The organism is Halopenitus persicus, assembly GCF_900107205.1.
Taxonomy (GTDB): Archaea; Halobacteriota; Halobacteria; order Halobacteriales; family Haloferacaceae; genus Halopenitus; species Halopenitus persicus.
Genome location: NZ_FNPC01000002.1, coordinates 394,171 through 412,325, shown reverse-complemented (window position 1 = coordinate 412,325; position 18,155 = coordinate 394,171). Strand labels below are relative to the sequence as shown.

Annotated in this window: 17 protein-coding genes; 9 read left to right on the top strand and 8 right to left on the bottom strand. The window is 67.5% G+C overall.

All coding sequences use genetic code 11. From position 1 onward, the window contains the following. The first annotated feature begins 63 nt into the window (after positions 1 to 63). Together BLV25_RS17280 and BLV25_RS05065 are read left to right on the top strand one after the other, a co-directional pair. Positions 64 to 225: a hypothetical protein gene (locus BLV25_RS17280; RefSeq protein ID WP_021073571.1), complete on the top strand. Its 162-nt coding sequence runs from the start codon at positions 64 to 66 to the stop codon at positions 223 to 225. Beyond that, a complete protein-coding gene (locus BLV25_RS05065; RefSeq protein ID WP_021073570.1) occupies positions 218 to 1,855 on the top strand; it encodes a sodium/proline symporter in 1,638 nt (545 codons plus the stop codon). Before BLV25_RS17280 ends, BLV25_RS05065 begins: the two co-directional genes overlap by 8 nt. 12 nt (positions 1,856 to 1,867) lie before the next feature. Here BLV25_RS05065 and BLV25_RS05060 read toward each other — a convergent pair whose 3' ends face one another. The 3 genes from BLV25_RS05060 to BLV25_RS05050 all read right to left on the bottom strand — a co-directional run bounded on the left by BLV25_RS05060 (position 1,868) and on the right by BLV25_RS05050 (position 5,002). Further along, on the bottom strand, positions 1,868 to 2,335 hold the full coding sequence (locus tag BLV25_RS05060; protein ID WP_218128603.1) for a hypothetical protein: 468 nt from the start codon (positions 2,333 to 2,335) through the stop codon (positions 1,868 to 1,870). A gap of 69 nt (positions 2,336 to 2,404) precedes the next feature. Next, on the bottom strand, positions 2,405 to 3,607 hold the full coding sequence (locus tag BLV25_RS05055) for an NAD(P)/FAD-dependent oxidoreductase (protein WP_092731188.1): 1,203 nt from the start codon (positions 3,605 to 3,607) through the stop codon (positions 2,405 to 2,407). 99 nt (positions 3,608 to 3,706) lie between these two features. Continuing rightward, complete coding sequence (locus BLV25_RS05050) at positions 3,707 to 5,002, bottom strand: RNB domain-containing ribonuclease (protein ID WP_021073567.1); 1,296 nt, start codon at positions 5,000 to 5,002, stop codon at positions 3,707 to 3,709. A 190-nt stretch (positions 5,003 to 5,192) separates the two neighbouring features. On the opposite strand from BLV25_RS05050, the gene BLV25_RS05045 reads away from it, so the two are divergent. From BLV25_RS05045 to BLV25_RS05025, 5 genes are all read left to right on the top strand, one after another. After that, a complete protein-coding gene (locus BLV25_RS05045) occupies positions 5,193 to 5,672 on the top strand; it encodes an RNA-binding protein (protein ID WP_092731186.1) in 480 nt (159 codons plus the stop codon). Between the two features lie 152 nt (positions 5,673 to 5,824). Continuing rightward, positions 5,825 to 6,667 carry a polyprenyl synthetase family protein gene (locus BLV25_RS05040; protein WP_021073565.1) on the top strand — a complete coding sequence of 281 codons (843 nt, stop codon included), beginning with the start codon at positions 5,825 to 5,827 and terminating at the stop codon, positions 6,665 to 6,667. A 106-nt stretch (positions 6,668 to 6,773) separates the two neighbouring features. Next, positions 6,774 to 7,487, top strand: a complete 714-nt coding sequence (locus BLV25_RS05035; protein ID WP_021073564.1) for a phosphoribosyltransferase family protein — start codon at positions 6,774 to 6,776, stop codon at positions 7,485 to 7,487. Positions 7,488 to 7,598: 111 nt separating this feature from the next. After that, on the top strand, positions 7,599 to 8,978 hold the full coding sequence (locus BLV25_RS05030) for an NCS2 family permease (RefSeq protein WP_092731184.1): 1,380 nt from the start codon (positions 7,599 to 7,601) through the stop codon (positions 8,976 to 8,978). Positions 8,979 to 9,099: 121 nt separating this feature from the next. Beyond that, a complete protein-coding gene (locus BLV25_RS05025; protein WP_021073562.1) occupies positions 9,100 to 9,354 on the top strand; it encodes a glutathione S-transferase N-terminal domain-containing protein in 255 nt (84 codons plus the stop codon). A gap of 109 nt (positions 9,355 to 9,463) precedes the next feature. Here BLV25_RS05025 and BLV25_RS05020 read toward each other — a convergent pair whose 3' ends face one another. Next, positions 9,464 to 10,438, bottom strand: coding sequence for a transcriptional regulator (locus BLV25_RS05020; protein WP_021073561.1), 975 nt, complete (start codon positions 10,436 to 10,438; stop codon positions 9,464 to 9,466). A 154-nt stretch (positions 10,439 to 10,592) separates the two neighbouring features. Here BLV25_RS05020 and BLV25_RS05015 point away from each other — a divergent pair, with 154 nt between their 5' ends. Continuing rightward, positions 10,593 to 12,050 (top strand): tRNA(Ile)(2)-agmatinylcytidine synthase, encoded by a 1,458-nt coding sequence (locus BLV25_RS05015; protein ID WP_092731182.1) that lies wholly within the window; start codon positions 10,593 to 10,595, stop codon positions 12,048 to 12,050. 58 nt (positions 12,051 to 12,108) lie between these two features. Here BLV25_RS05015 and BLV25_RS05010 read toward each other — a convergent pair whose 3' ends face one another. The 4 genes from BLV25_RS05010 to BLV25_RS04995 all read right to left on the bottom strand — a co-directional run bounded on the left by BLV25_RS05010 (position 12,109) and on the right by BLV25_RS04995 (position 16,413). Then, positions 12,109 to 13,065, bottom strand: a complete 957-nt coding sequence (locus BLV25_RS05010; protein ID WP_021073559.1) for a succinylglutamate desuccinylase/aspartoacylase family protein — start codon at positions 13,063 to 13,065, stop codon at positions 12,109 to 12,111. Positions 13,066 to 13,215: 150 nt separating this feature from the next. Next, positions 13,216 to 14,028: an SAMP-activating enzyme E1 gene (ubaA, locus tag BLV25_RS05005; protein ID WP_092731180.1), complete on the bottom strand. Its 813-nt coding sequence runs from the start codon at positions 14,026 to 14,028 to the stop codon at positions 13,216 to 13,218. A gap of 159 nt (positions 14,029 to 14,187) precedes the next feature. Continuing rightward, positions 14,188 to 14,778: a 50S ribosomal protein L15e gene (locus tag BLV25_RS05000; RefSeq protein ID WP_021073557.1), complete on the bottom strand. Its 591-nt coding sequence runs from the start codon at positions 14,776 to 14,778 to the stop codon at positions 14,188 to 14,190. A 273-nt stretch (positions 14,779 to 15,051) separates the two neighbouring features. Then, positions 15,052 to 16,413, bottom strand: a complete 1,362-nt coding sequence (locus BLV25_RS04995; RefSeq protein WP_092731178.1) for an aspartate aminotransferase family protein — start codon at positions 16,411 to 16,413, stop codon at positions 15,052 to 15,054. 343 nt (positions 16,414 to 16,756) lie between these two features. On the opposite strand from BLV25_RS04995, the gene BLV25_RS04990 reads away from it, so the two are divergent. Beyond that, complete coding sequence (locus BLV25_RS04990; protein WP_092731176.1) at positions 16,757 to 18,136, top strand: substrate-binding domain-containing protein; 1,380 nt, start codon at positions 16,757 to 16,759, stop codon at positions 18,134 to 18,136. Positions 18,137 to 18,155: the final 19 nt, after the last annotated feature.

Below are 18,155 nucleotides of genomic sequence, written 5' to 3'. Positions count from 1 at the left end.
GACATATAGCTTCGCTTCAATGTCTCCCGAACATATATATAATGTAATGGAAAACCACGGAACATGCTCACGTGGACCGAACTACTGCTCTTTTACGGGGCAAACGTGGTCGTCTGGCTCGGAATCGCGCTCCTCTACGTCCATTATTTCTACGAGTCGGACGCGACCCTGATCGGAAACGCGGACGCGGAAACGAGCACCGAGGAGGGCGTTGATCATGGTTGAGACGATCATCTACGTGGAGTTCATCATCTACCTCGTCGCGCTGCTCGTCATCGGCGCATACGGGGGTCGACTCACCGAAACGGCCCCGGATTACCTGCTCGGCGGGCGGAAACTGGACCTCTTCAGCGGGGCGTTAAGCGAACAGGCCAGCCTCTGGAGCGGGTGGCTCGTCATCGGGTTTCCCGCGTTAGTCTACGCGAACGGGATCTCATCGCTGTGGTGGATGGTCTGGCAGATCCCGCTCGGGATCGTCACGTGGGGCATTCTCGCGAAACGGATCGGCCGATACTCCCGCGTTCTCGACTCCCTGACGATCCCCGGCTTTCTGGCTTCGAGGTACGGTGATACCCGACACTTGATCCGGATAACGAGCACGCTCGTCATCGCGATCTTTATGGCGGGATACATCGCGGGACAGCTGCTCGCCGCCGCGAGCGCCATCTCCGTCGGATTCGACCTCTCCTATAACCTCGGGTTCGCGATAGCGCTCGGCGTCGTCGTCGTGTACACCGTGATGGGCGGCTTCACGGCCTCCGCGTATACGGACGTGCTGCAGGCGCTGTTGATGACCGCCTTCGCCATCATCGTCCCGATCGCGGTGGTGGTGGTGGTCGGCGGGCCCGGCGAACTGATGACCCAGTTCAACGCCGCCGCGAGCGATAGCATGACGTCGTTCACCGGCGGCCGGACGCCGTACGAGTTCCTCATCTTCTCGACGATCGCGGTCATCGCGCTCGGCGGATTAGGGCAGCCGCACGGCGTCGTTCGATACATGGGGATGGAACGACCGTCCAAGGCCGGGCTCTCGATGGTCGTCGCGATCGTGTTCATGCTGATCGCCCTGGTCGGCATTCCGATAATCTCCCTCGGTGCCGTCTTCATGCTGCCGGGGATAGAGAACCAGGACCTCGTCGCGCCGATGATGATCCTCGAAACCCTGCCGCCGTGGCTTGCCGGCTTCCTGCTTGCGGGTGGCGTCGCCGCGATAATGAGCACCGCCGACTCACAGCTCCTCGTCGCCGGCAGCGCGTTCGGCGAGGACGTGTACAACGGGATCATCAACCAGGACGCGAGCGACGGAAAGATCCTGCTGGCGAATCGGATCGCCGTCCTCGGGGTCGGGGTGCTCGCCGCTGCGTGGGCGTGGGTGACGCCCGGTTCGGTACACACGACGATCCTGTTCGCGTGGGCAGGATTGGGCGCGGGACTCGGGCCCGCGTTGGCGCTGTCGGTGTACTGGAAACGAACGACCGGCCCCGGCGTGATCGCGGGAATGATAACCGGCCTCATCACGACGGTCGTTTGGAACCAGCTGTCCGGCGGCCCCGGGATGGTCTTTGACGTGTACGAGCTGCTTCCCTCGTTCACGCTCGCGGTGGCGGCGATCGTCATCGTGAGCTATCTGACCGGCCCGCCCAACCGCGGCGAGGAGGAGATTCAACGGGAGCTCACGGAGATCGCGAAACCCCTCCAGGACGAGATCGATCTCGCCCGGGAACGCCAGCGGACGGCAACGGGACCGTCCGCCGAAGCCGATGACCAGCACCTCGTCGCGGCCACTGAGGAGGAGATCGCCACGACCTACCTCTCGGAACGCCGGCTGGACGACCTCTCCACGGCAAGCAGCTGATCGCGACCGCCGTTACTCGATCGACGGGTCGTCGGTGAACGCATCCAGTTCAACGTCCTCCGCAACGAGTCGGTTCGTTATCGTATCGATAACGGTGACCGTGGACGACGAGGGGGACGGGACGACCCAGAAGAGCTTGAAAACGGTTTCCTCGCGAACCGGATCGATTCGAGGCGCGGTGAACGTCGTGTACGTCTGCGTGATCGTTCGCCGCACGAACGTGTGCGCCGTGTCCGCCGCCGCGTCCCGGTCCACGCGAGGGTTCAGGAGGGACGTGGAGGATAGCGTTCGCGGCTGCAGGTCGGGATACGTATCGTTCTTCCGGCACGTTCCCGTTAACAGGTCCACGGTGACGGAGAGCGTGGTCTCCCGATCCGCGAGGAATCGACGTTCGATCCCGACGTCGAACTCGAACAGGGTTTTCGGAAAGCCCAGCAGGCGTACCTCGTCGGCGGTCGCTGCGAGCTCGGTTCCCTCCAACGCGGACTCGGGGGATCCGTTCGGCCGAATGACCGTTATATCAGGCATAGTGGTGGCCATCCCGCCGGGCTAGACGTTGTCCGCAACCGCACCGTGTCCCGCCGGGGAGTCGTCGAACCGGTCGGCGGAGAAGAAGTCGGCGTCGACGAGCGACGTCGAGCCATCCACGATCAGGTCACGCATGATCTTCCCGACGGCGGGCGCCTGCTTGAACCCGTGGCCGGAGAATCCACAGGCGAAATAACAGCCATCGGGGCCGAGCTGGTCGAGGATGAAGTCGTGGTCCGGCGTCGACGAATAGACGCCGCAGTACCGGCCCCGAATGCCCGCATCACGCAGCTCGGGAATGAGCTCGCCGAGTTCGTCGGTCAGCTCGAGGATCGTCTCCTCGTCGGGCGTCCCGTCGTATCGGTCGGGGTCGACCGCCTCCCCGGTATGGTGGGTGGCAACCAGAATGCCGTCGCCGAAGTCCGGGCGGATATACCACTCCCCGCCGGGGAGGGCCGTCGTCGGCGTCAGGGAGGGATGGTCATCGACGTACTCCTCGGGCGGATCGAGGATGAGAACCTGTTCACGCGTCGGCGTGATCGGGAGGTCGACGCCCACCGTCTCGGCGAGCCGCGGCGTCCACGGACCGGCCGCGACCACGACGGTCTCACACGCGATCTCGCCGGCCTCGGTGTCGACGCCCACGACGGCTCCGTCGTCGACGACGATGGATTCGGCGCCGACCCCCGTGAGAACGGTCGCCCCGTTTCGCCGGGCTGCACGGTCGAACCCGTTCGCGGCATCGGCACCGTCCGAGTAGCCCGCCTCGTCGTCGGAGATCGCGAAGTCGTATTCGGCGACGCCGGTCAGCATCGGATACTGCTCCGGCAGGTCCTCGCTCTCGTACCGTGTCACGGGGATGTCGAGCTCGGAGAGCGTCTCGTACCCGGCCTGCGCGTACTCCCCGCCGGGCGTGTTCTCGTTCGCGAACCGAACCATCGGGTTCCCCTCGTACGCGATGGCCGCCCCGGTTTCCTCGTCGAACCGGCGATAGAAGTCGTGACTCCACCGGGCCATCCGGCTATAGATCTCCTGGTCGCCGTAGTGATGCCGGAGGATCGCCGAGGAATCGCCGGTCGATCCGGATCCGATCCCGTCCTTCTCGACGAGCGTCACGTCGAGGTCCGTTTCGGTCGCGAGAAAGAACGCCGTGCTCGTCCCCATGATTCCGCCGCCGACGATGACGACGTCGGACGAATCCGGCAGATCGATTCCGGCTGACATATGGGATCCATCCCCCGTCGGTCGTCTTAACGGTTGGGTCACCGCGCGAGGTTCGGGACGATCGGCGCGGATCGACGACTATCGCTTCGATCCGCGCAGTCAGACGCCGTAGTCCGCCTCGTCGGGGTCCTCGACGACCTCCACGCCGCGGTTGTTGACCGCGTAGGGGTCGACGCCGACCTCCTGGAGGAACTGCTTATAGAGCCGCTCGGCGGTCTCGCCGTCCTTCTGTTTATCGGAGGCGCGGTCACAGAGCTTGATCAGGGTCTCCGGGACGTCGTTCGTGTGGACGATCCAGTGGTTGATCAGGTCGGAGAGCCGCCGGATCGGGGAGGTGAAGTGGCCGTAGATGTCGAAGTTGAGCGCGTGGTGGCCGCCGAAGGGGTCGTTCATGTACTTGGCGCGCGGCATCACCTTGAGGACGGCCCGCTGGATCTTGTTGAGCTGGCGGTCGGGCGACTGCTCGAGGGCGGCGTTGACGGCCTTTCGCGGGTCGTCCCACGACGAGCCGGGGATCGACACGGAGTCGAGCTCCTGGATCTCCCGCAGCGCGTCGTTCCACTGGTCGGGGGTCGGCTGCGGGTGGACCCGGTACATCGCCTCGACGCCGCGGTCCCACATCAGCGTGTGCGTGACGGCCTTGTTCGCCTTGAGCATCGACTCCTCGATGATGGTATGCGCGCGGTCACGGCGGGGATTCAACACGAGCGAGCCGTCCGCCTTGCGCTGTTCGTGCATCCGGTCGGCCAGCTCGAACGCGAGCACGTTCTCGTCGTGCAGGGGCGCGTCCTCGTCCTCGAGGCGGTTCTCACACTCCGTGTAGGTGAGCCGCTCGTCGGAGTTGATGACGGACTTGTAGATGTCGACGTCCTCGAAGGAGAGCGTCTCGTCGTCGATCTCCATCTCGACGGTGTGGGCGAGCCGGTCCTCCTGGGGGACGAGCGAACAGACCGTCTCCGCCAGGATCGGCGGCAGCATATGGACGGTGTAGCCGGGGAGATAGACCGTGTTACACCGCTTGACGGCCTCCTCCCACATCGAGGTCTCGGGGGTCACGTAGTGGGTGACGTCGGCGATGTGGACCCACAGCCGGTAGGCGTCCTCCTCGCGTCGGATCGAGATGGCGTCGTCGAAGTCCTGCGCGTCGACCGGGTCGGTCGTCCAGGTCGTCAGGTCCCGGAGGTCCTCACGTCCGTCGATCTCCGCCTGGATCTCCGACTCGACGTCCTCCGTGCGGGCTTCGGCCTCCGCGATGACCTCCTCGGGGAACTCGTCGGGGATCCCGAACTCCTCGAAGAGCTCCTCGCGTTTGTTCGCCATGTGCCGGGCCAACTCCTCCGTGACCCGAACGGGTCCCTCCTCGTCGTCCGACTCCGACTGCGCATCCGGTGACATACGCGACACAACGCGTGTCGGGTAGAAAGGCGTGTCGGGGTCAGTAGCACGGGGTGGATCGGATCGCCGATCTCGGACGGGGGCGGGTCACCGGTTCCGAACTGGGATCGGATCGCCGGTTCCGAACTGGGATCGGATCACCGGTTCCAAATGGGGACGATTTATGCGCGTGCCCGCCGCACCCGAGGGTATGCAGGTGAAATCCCGCCACCACCTCCGAAGCGACGCCATCGACGAGATCCGGACGGCCCTGGCCGACGGGCTCGGCGTCGAGATCGACGGGGACGCCTTCGAGCTCGTCGAGCTGACCGACTCCGCGTTCGACCTCGTGCTCGTCGACGGGGAGCCGCTGGTGTTCTACGCCGACGAGGAGCCGTTCGTGACGGTTCGCGGCGCCAACGAGACCGACCCCGACTCCGGGGTCGTCACCGTCGACGCGGGCGCGATCTCGTTCGTCTCCAACGGAGCGGACGTGATGCGGCCGGGGATCGTCGAGGCCGATCCCGACATCGAGACCGGCGACCTGGTCGCGATCGCCGAGGAGACGCACGGGAAGGTGCTCGCGATCGGGCGCGCGCTCGTCGACGGCGAGGAGATGGTCGGCGAGGAGGGGAAGGTCGTCGAGTCGGTCCACCACGTCGGCGACGACCTCTACGAGTTCGAGCCGTGATCGGGCGGCCGGACGGCCGGACGATGAACCAACGGAGCGGGCAAACGATGAACCGACGGGAACCGCACGTGGACGGGGGGAACCGCTCTCGAACGGGCGGGTCACGGCCCGGACCGTCACACCTTTGCGCCGGGGGAGCATTTATATAGTCGATGGAGTACCTGGAACGGCGGGTCACGCTCGTCGACGAGCGGATCGAGGAGGTCCTCGCGGCGGTCGATCCCCCGGAGCTCGCCGACGAACTCGAACACGTCGTTCTCGCGGGCGGCAAGCGGGTGCGGCCGGCGGTGACGATCCTCGCCTGCGAGGCCGTCGGCGGCGACCCCGACGCCGCGGTCGACTTCGCCGCCGGGATCGAACTCGTGCACAACGCCTCGCTGGTCATCGACGACATCATCGACCGTTCGGACGTCAGGCGCGGGACGCCCTCGGCGTGGGCCGAATACGGCTACGGCCCGGCGATCGTCGCCTCCGACGGCCTGCTCGGCGAGGCGTTCGCGCTCTTTTCGTCGAACGAACGGGCGATGGGGATCGTCGCCGAGGCGATGGTCGAGCTCGGCGAGGGGGAGGCCACGGAGCTCGTCGACCGCCCGACCGACGAGGCCGAGTACAAGACGCTCGCGCGCCGCAAGACCGGCGCGCTGTTCCGTGCGGCGGCCGAACTGGGTGCCGTCGCCGCCGAGGCCGACCCCTTCGTCGTCGAGTCGTTCGGGGAGTACGCCGAGCGCGTCGGCGTCGCGTTCCAGATGCGCGACGACGTCCTCGACACCACGGCCGACGCCGACTCGCTGGGCAAGCCGACCGGCCAGGACGCCGAGATGGACCGCCCGTCGGTGGTGCAGGTCACCCGCCTCACCCCCGCGGAGGCGACCCAGGAGGCGCGCGCGCAATCCGACGCCGCCCTCGAGGCGCTGGAGGCGACCGACCTGCCCGACACCGAGGCGATGCAGTACCTCCGCGACCTCGCCGAGTTCGTGGTCGTTCGCGAGCGGTAGGCGGGCCCGCGGAGGACGCCTCCGCCGTCGGATGTGCCACGTTCGTGGATATCTTCTCGATTTTTAATATCGATATATTCATACATACGCATTTACGATCGGGATTATGAACCGTGCTGAGAAGGCAGCCCTCCAGCTGCAGGCGGTCGCCGTGCTCCGGATGTTGAAACGGCCCCGGACCTACGACGAGCTGGCCGAAACGACCGGCCTGCCGGCGGGGGACCTGAATCGCTACGTCAACGGACACGTCCTCCCGGGCCCCGACCGCGCCCGCGAGATCGTCAACGGCGTCGGCCGCGACGCCCTCGCGGACGAGCTGCGGTCGCGGATCGCCTTCGACGAGGAGGGCTACGTCGACAACTCGGCGGTCGTCTTCGACCAGTCGTTCCTGGACCTGGTCGCGCCGGTGGCCGCCGAGTCGTTCGCCTTCGAGACGCCGGACGTCGTCCTGACGGCCGCGACGGACGGGATCACCCTCGGCGCGGCGATGGCCTCCTTCTTCGACGCCCGGCTCGCGTACGCCAAGAAGTCGAAGGAGACCGCCGTCGAGGAGTTCATCGAGTCCCGCCAGCGGCTCGCGTCCGGCATCGAGCTGACCTACTACCTGCCGGCCAACGCGATCGACGCCGGGGAGACCGTCCTCATCGTCGACGACCTCATCCGGTCGGGCGAGACCCAGGAGCTGCTGCTGGACATCGCGCTCCAGGCCGACGCCGAGGTCACCGGCGTCTTCGCGCTCATCGCGGTCGGCGAGGAGGGGCTCGACCGGGCCCGCGAGATCACCGACGCGCCGGTGGGCGCACTGGAGACGATCGAGTAGCCGACGCCGCCCGAGCGTGCTACAGCGCCGATGCCGTCGGCATATCCACATCCGTGATCAGCGGCATCAGCAATACTTATAAACCAACCGCGAGAGACGCACAATCATCCAATGGGATTCACGGAAACGCTCGCCGACCGGTTCGACGTCGGGGCACGCGGCTCCGACGTCAGGACGGAGCTGATCGCGGGGATCACCACATTCCTCGCGATGTCGTACATCATCGTCGTCAACCCGTTCATTCTGGCGGAGGCGATCCGGATACCCGGGTACGAGTTCTTCGAGGTCGTCCAGATGATCGCGATCGCGACGGTCCTCGCTTCCGCGGCCGCGACGCTGGTGATGGCGCTGTACGCCAACCGGCCGTTCGGCCTCGCGCCCGGGATGGGGCTCAACGCGTTCTTCGCGTTCTCGGTCGTCCTCGGGCTCGGCATCCCGTGGCAGACGGCGCTCGCGGCGGTGTTCGTCGAGGGGATCCTCTTCATACTGCTGACGCTCGTCGGCGCGCGCAAGTACGTGATCCAACTCTTCCCGGAGCCGGTCAAGCGTGCGGTCGGCGCCGGCATCGGGCTGTTCCTGCTGTTCATCGGGCTCCAGGAGCTGCAGATCGTCATCCCCGACGAGTCGACGCTCGTCACCCTCGGCGGCGTCTTCGGGAACCCGTGGGCGATCCTCGGCGTCCTCGGGCTCGTTCTCACCTTCGCCCTGTGGGCCCGCGGGATCACCGGCTCGATCGTCCTCGGGATCCTCGCGACGTCGCTGGTCGGCTGGGGGCTGACGCTCGCGGGCGTCTTCGAACGCGGCGTCATCACGCCCGAGACCCTGCCCGCGGCGCAGTACGACATCACGCCGCTTGCGGGCGCGTTCGTGGACGGGTTCGCCGAGATCGAACCGCTCACCTTCGTGTTGGTCGTGTTCACCTTCTTCTTCGTCGACTTCTTCGACACCGCCGGCACGCTGATCGGCGTCTCGCAGTACGGCGACTTCCTCGACGAGGACGGCGACCTCCCCGAGATGGACAAGCCGCTGATGGCCGACGCGGTCGGGACCACGGTCGGCGCGATGGTCGGCACCTCGACGGTGACGACCTACATCGAGTCCTCCACGGGCGTCGAGGAGGGCGGTCGGACGGGACTCACCGCGCTGGTCGTCGCGCTCTGTTTCCTCGCGTCACTCGTGGTGATCCCCGTCGTCGCCGCGATCCCCGGATACGCCTCCTTCATCGCGCTGGTCGTCGTCGGCGTGATGATGCTGCAGGGGCTCACCGAGGTCGACTGGGACGACCCCGCGTGGGCCGTCTCCGCGGGACTCACCGTCACCGTGATGCCGTTCGCCTACTCGATCGCCGACGGGCTGGCCGCCGGCATCGTCGCCTACCCGATCATCAAGATCGCCGTCGGCGAGCCCGGCGACGTCTCGGCCGGACAGTACGTCCTCGCCGTCCTGGTGGCCGCCTACTACGTCCTCCAGACGAGCGGCGTGATCCTCTAGATTTTCGGACGAGCATCGGCTCTCGGCCCGGGCAAGCGGCGTGCTCCTCTCGGCTCGCGCCTGTGGACCTGCGGAACCACACACCACGGCCTTAATTTGCTGGCGGACGTATTCCCCGTCGATGTCGAACATCATCCTCTACGAACTCGAAGGGTGTCCGTACTGCGCGAAGGTCAAGGAGAAGCTCGCCGAGCTCGACTTGGAGTACGAGTCGCGGATGGTGCCGCAGTCGCACGCCGAGCGCGACGAGGTCGAGGCGGTGAGCGGACAGACCGGCGTGCCCGTGCTCGTCGACGAGGACCACGGCGTCGAGGGGATGCCGGAGAGCGACGACATCGTCGAGTATCTCGAGAAAACGTACGGCGCGGCGGCCTGATCGGGACGCGTCTTCCGGTGGGTGACGGGGCGGGACCACGGTCGGGACGGGAACGGAAGGAAACGGGACCGAACGGAAAAACGGGAACGGAGGTCGCGACGCGAGCGCCTCAGGCCTCGGCCGGCTTCTCGGCGCGCTCCTCGATCAGCTCGCGGATCGCGTCGGGGTCGTCCATCTCCGCGAGCTCCTCACAGGAGACGAGGCCGGTGCCGTCGACCCGCTCGCGCTTCCGGCGGTTCTCGGTGAAGTAGACGGACCGCGTTTGCGCGACCGTCCCGATGGAGGACATGATGCGGGCGCGCTTCTCGGCCGCCTCGGTGAACGGCGAGTGGCCGGTGAGCACGCGCATCTCCGAGCGGTCGTCATCGGACTCCGAGACCGCCTTGAACGGCGCCCGCGAGGTCGGATGGACGGTGAAGCCGGCCGCGGTGAGCACGTGCAGAACGTGCTCGTCGTCGGGGTCGGCGTCCGGCGGGGAGGGCGTCGGGTCGGCCTCGCGAACGTCCTCGGCACCCTCCAGCACTTCGACGGGGCTCGAGAACGGTTGGTCGAACAGCTCCTCGAGCTGGATCGCGACCTCGACGGAGGCGTTCATCCCGTCCTCGTACTTCGAGACGGTCCGGCGGGAGACGCCCAGTTCCGTGGCGAGCCGCCCGAGCGACCAGCCGCGCTCCTCGCGCTCGTCGGCCAGCAGGTCGCCGTCGAGGCTGACGTAGAGGCCGCCCGGTGCCGCGTAGATGAGCGGGGGAACCTCCTCGACGAAGAGGTCGTAGGCCGTGTCAGGGTTGAGCACCGGCACGCCGTGTCGGAAGTAGACGACGCCGGGCTTGAGGTCCTCGTCGCGCGTCCGCATTCCGATCACCATCGGGGTGGCGTCGAGGTACTCCCCGAGCCGGCGCATCTCCGCGCCCGTCTCCGCGTCGAGCGCGTCGATGTTCCCCAGGATCTTCAAGAGCAACAGGTCCTCGCCGCGCCGGGCCGCGAGGTCGAAGCTCTTCGGGCGGACCGCACAGCGATCGCTGACGAGGAACGAGGCGTCCTCCAGCATCGCCGTGAGGTTGCCGATCAAGGCTGCCCGTGACATATCCGTGAGTAACCCCTCACCACGTAAATACGTTGTGCCGGCGGACCGACGACGGGGACGCCGCCATCCGGTGGTTTTCGGGCGATTCGGCGACGCGGTTTAAATATCACTCCGGCCGCGAAACCGGCTTATTCGTCCGGGGCGAACGGCGACCGTGACCATCGTCGGCCTCGACGACACCGACTCCCGGTCCCGGGGGATGTGCACGACCTATCTCGCGACCCGCGTCGCCGAGCGGATCGAGGCGACGGACGCGAGGGTTCACCGGCGGTTGCTGGTCCGGCTCAACCCGGCCGTGAAACACAAGACCCGCGGCAACGCCGCACTCGCGCTTCACACCGACCTCGACCCGGACCGGGCGCTCGAGATCGCCACCGCCGCGATCCGGGAGTGGTCGATCGGCGAGGATCCGCGGACCTCCCCCGGCGTCGTCGTCGCCGACGTATCGCCGGACGTCGGGGCGGATGCCGGTCCGGACCCGGCAGCCGAAGCCGACGCCGTCCCGGGGGCGACGGACGAAGCGAATGCCATCCCGGAGCCGATCGCCGAGTTCGCTCGCGGCGCGTTACGGCGTCGCTACGACCTGTCGGACGCGATCTCGCTGATCGACGAGTACGACCTTCACCACGCCGGCTTCGCCGCCGAGGGCTGCCCGGTCGAGGGGCGCGGCCGGATCGGCGCGCTGGCGGCCGTCGGCGCGGCCGCCGCCTTCGAGGAGTGGACCCACGAGCACATCGTCTATCGCGAGTTCGACCGCTGTGGCACCCCGCGGTCGGTCGACCACGACTCCGTGTTCACCGCCGCCGACGCCGGCTATCCGACCGTCTGGGACACCGTCGATCGCGGCACCGACGCGGCCGTCTGCGTCCCGAACGCGCCCGGCCCGATCCTCTACGGGATCCGCGGCGACGACCCCGACGCGTGCCGGGCGGTGGCGGAGCGGATCGACTCGGAGCCGGTCGACCGGGCGGCGACGTTCCTGACGAACCAGGGAACCGACGCCCACCTCCGAACGGGCGAGATCGGGTCGCTCCGTACGGGTGCCGGCTATCGAGTGGACTGCGTGGTCGCGACCGCGCCCGAAACGCGACGCGGCGGCCACGTCTTCCTCGAGCTCGCCGCGCCGGGAACGAGCGCGGGAGCGAAAACGGGAGCGAAAACGGAAGCGGAAACCGAAGCGGAAGCGGATGACGCCCGTGACCGCCTGCTGGCGGCCGCCTTCGCCCCGACCGAGCGGTTCCGGGACCGCGTCCGCGCCCTCCGACCCGGCGACCGGATCACCGTCTGTGGGGAGGTGGCGACCGGCCGGGAGGCGGATGCGACCGCGCCGGAGCGGACGATCAAGCTCGAGAAGTTCGCGGTACGGGAGCTCGTCCGAACCGAACGCGTCACCCCGACGTGTCCCGACTGCGGCCGCTCGATGTCCTCGGCGGGCCGCGGGCAGGGCTACCGGTGTCGGGACTGCGGGACCGCCGCTTCCGGGAAGGAGACTCGGCGGATCGACCGGGACCTCGAGCCGGGCTGGTACGAGGTGCCGCCGTGCGCGCGTCGCCACGTCGCCAAGCCGCTGGTCCGCGGCGGCTTCGACGCGCCGGTTCACCCCGAGCAGTGAACAGCCGATTGACTGCGGGACGAACCGGATACGCGGGACGGCAGGACGTCGGAACCGATCAGTACGTCGCGAGGTTCGTGCCGACCGAGCAGACGTATTCGCCGGCCGCGACCTGCGGGAGCCGGCGCGACCGCCAGAAGATCCCGTCGCTGTCGGCGGTCACGCGGGCCCGCCGGTCGCCGAAGACGCCGGTCACCTCGAAGAGGGCGTCGCCGGCCTCGACGCGCTCGCCGAGCTCGCGCTCGAAGCGAACCAGCCCCCCGGCGGGCGAGCGGTACTGCTCGAAGCCGCGGGCCCGGGTCTGATTGGCGACCGATACCTCCCGGTCGAGGAAGCCGTAGTAGCCGAGGACGTTGAAGACGCCCTCGACGCCCTTCCGGATCGATTCCTCGTCCCAGCCGACGCAGCCCCCGAGCTCGGGATCGACCGTCGGGATCCCCTTGTTGGGTGCGATCCGGGCGAGCTGTCCGTCCGGGCCCTTCTGGTCGAGGACGTAGCCGCAGCCGAAGACCTTCGCGAGCCGGAGGCAGTCGCCGTGCAGGCGGTGCCTGGGGCCACACCGGACGCGGACCTCGTCGATCATCCGGCTCGTCGACCCCTGATGGAGGTCGAGGATCAGGTCGGCGCGCGTGGCGGCGTCGAAGGTGGCGTGGGCGATCCGTTCGGAGGTCGTCCCGGTCGCGCTCCCCGGGTACGCGCGGTTCGTCTTCGTGTCGTCGATGGGGTTCCGGTGTTCGGCGGCCTGGAAGCCGTAGTAGTTGACGATCCCCACGACGAGGACCGCCCCCGAGAGGGCCGCCGGGTCGATCCGGGGCACGACGCGGTTGACGACGCCGAGGCCGTTGAGCTCGTCCCCGTCGCTGACGGCCTGCATATACAGCGTCTTGCCGTCGTCGGCGCCGTTGATGACCGCCACCGGCAGTCGGACGGGCGAGCCGTCGCGCGCCTCGCCGACCTCGAGCCGCCCCGTCGCGGTCTCACCCGGGGCCGCGCTCGCCGTTCCGAGCGTGAGCATTACCGTAGCCACGACCGGCCCCGCCTAAACCGGTTCGATCCGCGTCGGGCGGCCGTGTTCGGAAGCAGGGGGAGACGGCGGGAGCGGCAGCGGCTGGTGGAGGCGACGGCAGTCAGCGGGAATGGAGGAAGACGGCGGGAACCGCCGCCGCTAGTCAGCCTGGATCGCGAAGCCGCCGGAGTAATCGATCCCCTCCATCGTCTCGATGGCGTCGTCGCCACAGACCGGACAGTCGGGGTTTCGCGCGTACTCGACCGTCTCGAAGGTCATCTCCATCGCGTCGTAGAACAGCATTCGCCCCGCCAGCGGATCGCCCGAGTCGAGCAGGACCTTGACCGCCTCCGTCGCCTGAATACAGCCGACCGTACCGGGCAGGACGCCGAGAACGCCCGTGGAGGCACAGTCGGGGACGGTTCCCGGCTCCGGCGCCTCCGGGAACAGACACCGGTAGCACGGGCCCTCGGGGAGCAGCGTCGTGGCCTGGCCCTCGAACTTGTAGATCGCGCCGTGGGCGACCGGAACCGACTCCAGCCGGGCGGCGTCGTTGACGAGATAGCGCGTTCGGAAGTTGTCCGAGCAGTCGACGACCACGTCGCGGCCGGCCAGCAGCTCGCGCGCGTTGGGCGCGTCGAGGCGGCTCTCGTGGGTCTCGACGTCGACGTCCGGGTTGAGCGCCTCGACGTACCGACGGGCGGACTCGACCTTCGGCTCGCCGACGTCGGCGTCGGCGTGGATGACCTGCCGCTGGAGGTTCGACCGCTCGACCACGTCGTCGTCGACGATCCCGATCGTCCCCACGCCCGCCGCGGCGAGGTACTGGATGACCGGCGCGCCGAGCCCGCCCGCGCCGATCACGAGCGCGTCGCTCTCGAGCAGCCGACCCTGGCCCTCGGGGCCGACCTCGTCCAGAATGATGTGTCTGGAGTAGCGGTCCAGCTGCGTGGCGTCCAGCGAGAGGCTCATACCCGACGTTGGCCGGTGACGGGCATAAGGCTACGGGGGCGATCCGAACGCGACCGGCACGCGACCGTCCGGGGCGTCGGCGCGGTGGCTGCCGGACGTGACGAGTCGCTAAAAAACGGCCGAACGCGTCGCCGACGGCGAATCGATCGGCGACGTCGATTACTTGCCGCGGCGCCGGTCGCCGCCGATCGACGGTCGCGTGTGTTCGGTGCCCTTGCCGCGCGTGCGCTGGCCGCGGCCCTTGGTGCCGGCGGAGGTGAGTCCGCGGAACGCGCGACCCCGGTGCTGGTCCTCGCAGATCCAGCTCAGGTCGTCGTCGTTCTCGATCGCGGGGTGGTTCGGGTCCACCAGGATCACCTCGTGCCACTTCTGGGAGCCGTCCTCGCCGACCCAGTAGGAGTTGAGCACGCGCAGGTTGCGGAACTTCCGCGAGGCGCGCTCCTCGGCGATCCGCTGGATCGACTTCCGGCGGGAGAGTCGGTTGACACCCTGGCGCTTCGACCGCCGACCGGCCGTGAAGCGCTGCTTGCGCGAGCCGCCCTTGCGGACGCTCACGCGGGCGACGACGACGCCCTGCTTGGCCTTGTAGCCGAGTTCGCGGGCCTTGTCGAGGCGGGTGGGGCGCTCGATCCGCTCGATCGCGCCCTGTTCGCGCCATTCCTGCTTGCGCTGCCACTGGAGCTCGGCGAGTTTCCCCTCCTTGGGGGACTGCCAGGCGTCCTTGATGTGCGAGTAGAAGCTTCGTGCCATGGGTTGTCCACGGACGCTTGCGATTCAGTCCCGCGACGACGCCGCGGAACCACATCTCGTCCCGTCCCCGACCGGCGTCGGCCGGGCGGCGGGTGCCCGCTGGAGGTCCGTCCCAGCGAGTTGTCGTTCCTTCCGGACGGATTCGCTTAAAAACGTCGGTCGCCGGTCGGCGGTGTGACGGTGCCACACGGTGGATCGACCGGTGGTCCCTCGGTTCCGTTTATAAATGGAACGAACGGCAGCGTCAGCGTCGCCGGGCCTGAGCTACCGGGACTAGTCGGTCTGTCGGTCGATGGCGTCGGCGACGATCGTCATCGCCGTGTCGGCCAGCTCCTCGGTCAACACCAGCGGCGGCACGAGCCGCAACACGTTGCCGTGGGGGCCGGCCTTCCAGACCAGGACGCCGTGTTCGAAGCAGTCGGTCTGGATCGCGTCGACCGTCTCGTCGGCCGGGTTGCCCTCGTCGTCGGTGAACTCGACGCCGATGAACAGGCCCTTGCCGCGGATCTCGGCGATCGCGTCGTTCGAGTCGGCGATCTCGGCAAACCGGCCGCGGATCGTCTCGCCCAGCTCGCGGGCGTGTGCCAGCAGGTCGTGGGCCTGGATGTACTCGATCGCGCGGACGCCCGCCCGCATCGCCACCACGTGGCCGCGGTACGTGCCCGCGTGGTCGCCCGACCCCCACGTGTCCAGGTCCTCGTGGTACATCAATCCCGACAGCGGGAATCCCACGCCGCCCAGCGCCTTCGCGGTCGTCATCGCGTCCGGCGTCACGTCGTACCACTCGCTTGCCCACCACTCCCCAGTCCGGCCGAACCCCGACTGGATCTCGTCGAACACCAGCGGCACGTCGTTGTCCGTCGCCAGATCCCGCAGGCCCTGTAAAAAGCCCTCCGGCGGCGCGACGATCCCGCCCTCGCCCTGGATCGGCTCGACGATGATCCCCGCCGGATTCGCCAATCCCCCGTACGGGTCCTCGAGGATCGCTTTGACCTCCTCGAGGGAGTGCTCGACCGCCTCCTGGGGCGGCTTCTCCTGGTGCAACGGATTCGGATACGGCGCGTGCACTACATCCGCGAGCAACGGCGTGTAGTGCTCCTTGAGCTTTTTATTGCCCGTGACGCTCATCGCCCCCGAGGACGTGCCGTGATAGGCCCCCCGGAACGAGATCAGCCCGTCGCCGCCCGAGTTGTACTTCGCCAGCTTGATCGCCGCCTCGATGGCGTCGGAGCCGGTCGGGCCGCCGAAGACGAAGCGGTTCTGGTCCTTGAGCCCGGGCGGCGCGATCTCGTTGAGCCGCTCGATGAGGTCGAGGCGTGCCTCGGTCGGGAAGTCGATCGTGTGAACGAGCTTGTCGGCCTGCTCGTGGACGGCCTCGAGCACGTACGGGTTCGAGTGACCCACGTTCAACACGCCGATGCCGGCGAACAGGTCGATGTAGGTGTTGCCGTCCGGATCGCGAACGGTCGCGCCCTTTCCCTCCTCGAAGGCGACGGGAATGTCCTCGGGATACGCCACCGCGCTCGAATCGATCTGGCGCTGTTTCTCCAGCAGTTCGCGTGATCGTGGTCCGGGGACGTCCCCGACTGACGGTGCGTCGTCGAAATGAAGCTCCTCGATCGGTGGTCCGGCCATACTCAAGGATTTGACCACTATCGTATAATTCTTACTCTCATCCGACGGCGGATATAAGATCGGGATACTATCCAAAGTAATCAGAATATATTCAACGATATCTAAAACAACGAGGCGTTCGGGTTCGGTCGGACGATGGTCGCGGATCCCGACGGCGGGAGCGATCGGCAGCTGAACGATGGATACGGGGACGGAGGAGCGTCCCGAAAAATGACACGAGGTTCAATCGAAAAGAGGACGATAAAACGGGGTTCCATTTTTACAGTATTAATGCGACATCCGCTAATCGCTTCCAGAACGGTTAAGTGTGCTCATAACATCCACGAGAGTGGTTATCAGACATATGAGACCGAATGACAATACGAAGTCGAACGGCGACAGCCGTCGAGCCTTCCTCAAGACGACCGGCGCCGGAATCGCGATCGCCTCCGTGGCCGGCTGCCTCGGCAACGGCGGCGGTAACGGTAACGGCGGCGGCAACGGCAACGGCGGCGGCAATGGAAACGGCGGCGGTAACGGTAACGGCGGCGGCAACGGCAACGGCGGCGGAAGCGGCGACGGGCTCAAGATCGGGTTCTACAACCCGTTCTCGGGGCCCACCTCCAACATCGGCGAACAGAAGCGGATCGGCGCCGAGATGTCACGGGACATGATCAACGAGGCGGGCGGCGTCCACGGCCAGGACATCGAGCTCGTCTTCGGCGATTCGGAGTCGCAGCCCTCCTCGGGGCGCAACGCGGTCAACCGGCTGATCCAACAGGAGAACGTCGACGTGATCGGCGGCGGCTTCCACAGCGACGTTGCGCTCGCGACCGTCGAGGTCACCGCCCAACACGACGTCCCGCAGATCATCGACGAGGCGGTGTCCAGCGCGATCGTCGATAAGATCAACGAGCAGGAGCTGTGGAACGTCTTCAAGACGACGCCGCCGTCGGAGGCCTACGCGGTGGGATGGCGCAAGCTGATCAACCAGTTCCAGGAGGAGGGAACGGGCTATTTCCCCTACGAGGACCAGACGATCGCCCTCATCGGCGAGGACACCTCCTACGGGCTGACGATCATGGACCTGATGGGGTCCGAGCTCGACGAGATCGGCTGGGAGATCATCTCCGAGGACGAGGTCAGCCTCGACGCGACGGACTTCACGTCGCTGCTCTCGCGGATCCAGTCAAACGACCCCGACGTCGTCTGGGCGGTCCAGACGTCCTCCTCGGGCGCCGGCAACCTCACGCGACAGTTCGCCGAGGCCGGCTTCGAGGAGACGCACTTCTTCCACAACTACGGGCTCACGATCGGGGACGCGCTCGAGACCGCCGGCAGCGCCGCCGACGGAGCGTTCACGATGTTGAACGCGGGCCGCGTCGACTCGCTGCTGGAGGAACAGGGCGCCCTCGAGGCGTGGAACGAACGCACCGACCTCGACATGACCGGCAGCGCGGCGCTGTCCTACCAGAACATCAAGGTCATCTCGGAGTACGTGTCGTCCTTCGAGAGCCTCGAGGCCTTCCGGTCGGCGAGCGTCGAGGAGTGGGAGTCGACGGTCCTCGAACACGACCCGATCCCGGGCGGCACCGGCTACATCAGCTACCAGGATAACCACCAGGCCGCCTGGGGCAGCGTCGACACCCAGCCCGCCCCCGGCTACCAGGTCATCGACCAGGAGCTCAACCTCGTGTGGCCCTCGGAGATCGCCACCGCCGAGATCGACACCTCGGTCTACTGATCACGGATGGCAGGACACG

Excerpts from the sequence above, each read along its gene's own strand:
- BLV25_RS05045 (WP_092731186.1), top strand. The coding sequence starts at position 5,193 with ATGCAGGTGAAATCCCGCCACCACCTCCGAAGCGACGCCATCGACGAG.
- BLV25_RS05040 (WP_021073565.1), top strand. The coding sequence starts at position 5,825 with ATGGAGTACCTGGAACGGCGGGTCACGCTCGTCGACGAGCGGATCGAG.
- BLV25_RS05065 (WP_021073570.1), top strand. The coding sequence starts at position 218 with ATGGTTGAGACGATCATCTACGTGGAGTTCATCATCTACCTCGTCGCG.
- BLV25_RS05035 (WP_021073564.1), top strand. The coding sequence starts at position 6,774 with ATGAACCGTGCTGAGAAGGCAGCCCTCCAGCTGCAGGCGGTCGCCGTG.
- BLV25_RS05030 (WP_092731184.1), top strand. The coding sequence starts at position 7,599 with ATGGGATTCACGGAAACGCTCGCCGACCGGTTCGACGTCGGGGCACGC.
- BLV25_RS04990 (WP_092731176.1), top strand. The coding sequence starts at position 16,757 with ATGAGACCGAATGACAATACGAAGTCGAACGGCGACAGCCGTCGAGCC.
- BLV25_RS17280 (WP_021073571.1), top strand. The coding sequence starts at position 64 with ATGCTCACGTGGACCGAACTACTGCTCTTTTACGGGGCAAACGTGGTC.
- BLV25_RS05020 (WP_021073561.1), bottom strand. The coding sequence starts at position 10,438 with ATGTCACGGGCAGCCTTGATCGGCAACCTCACGGCGATGCTGGAGGAC.
- BLV25_RS05050 (WP_021073567.1), bottom strand. The coding sequence starts at position 5,002 with ATGTCACCGGATGCGCAGTCGGAGTCGGACGACGAGGAGGGACCCGTT.
- BLV25_RS05010 (WP_021073559.1), bottom strand. The coding sequence starts at position 13,065 with ATGCTCACGCTCGGAACGGCGAGCGCGGCCCCGGGTGAGACCGCGACG.
- BLV25_RS04995 (WP_092731178.1), bottom strand. The coding sequence starts at position 16,413 with ATGGCCGGACCACCGATCGAGGAGCTTCATTTCGACGACGCACCGTCA.
- BLV25_RS05000 (WP_021073557.1), bottom strand. The coding sequence starts at position 14,778 with ATGGCACGAAGCTTCTACTCGCACATCAAGGACGCCTGGCAGTCCCCC.
- BLV25_RS05055 (WP_092731188.1), bottom strand. The coding sequence starts at position 3,607 with ATGTCAGCCGGAATCGATCTGCCGGATTCGTCCGACGTCGTCATCGTC.
- BLV25_RS05025 (WP_021073562.1), top strand. The coding sequence starts at position 9,100 with ATGTCGAACATCATCCTCTACGAACTCGAAGGGTGTCCGTACTGCGCG.
- ubaA (WP_092731180.1), bottom strand. The coding sequence starts at position 14,028 with ATGAGCCTCTCGCTGGACGCCACGCAGCTGGACCGCTACTCCAGACAC.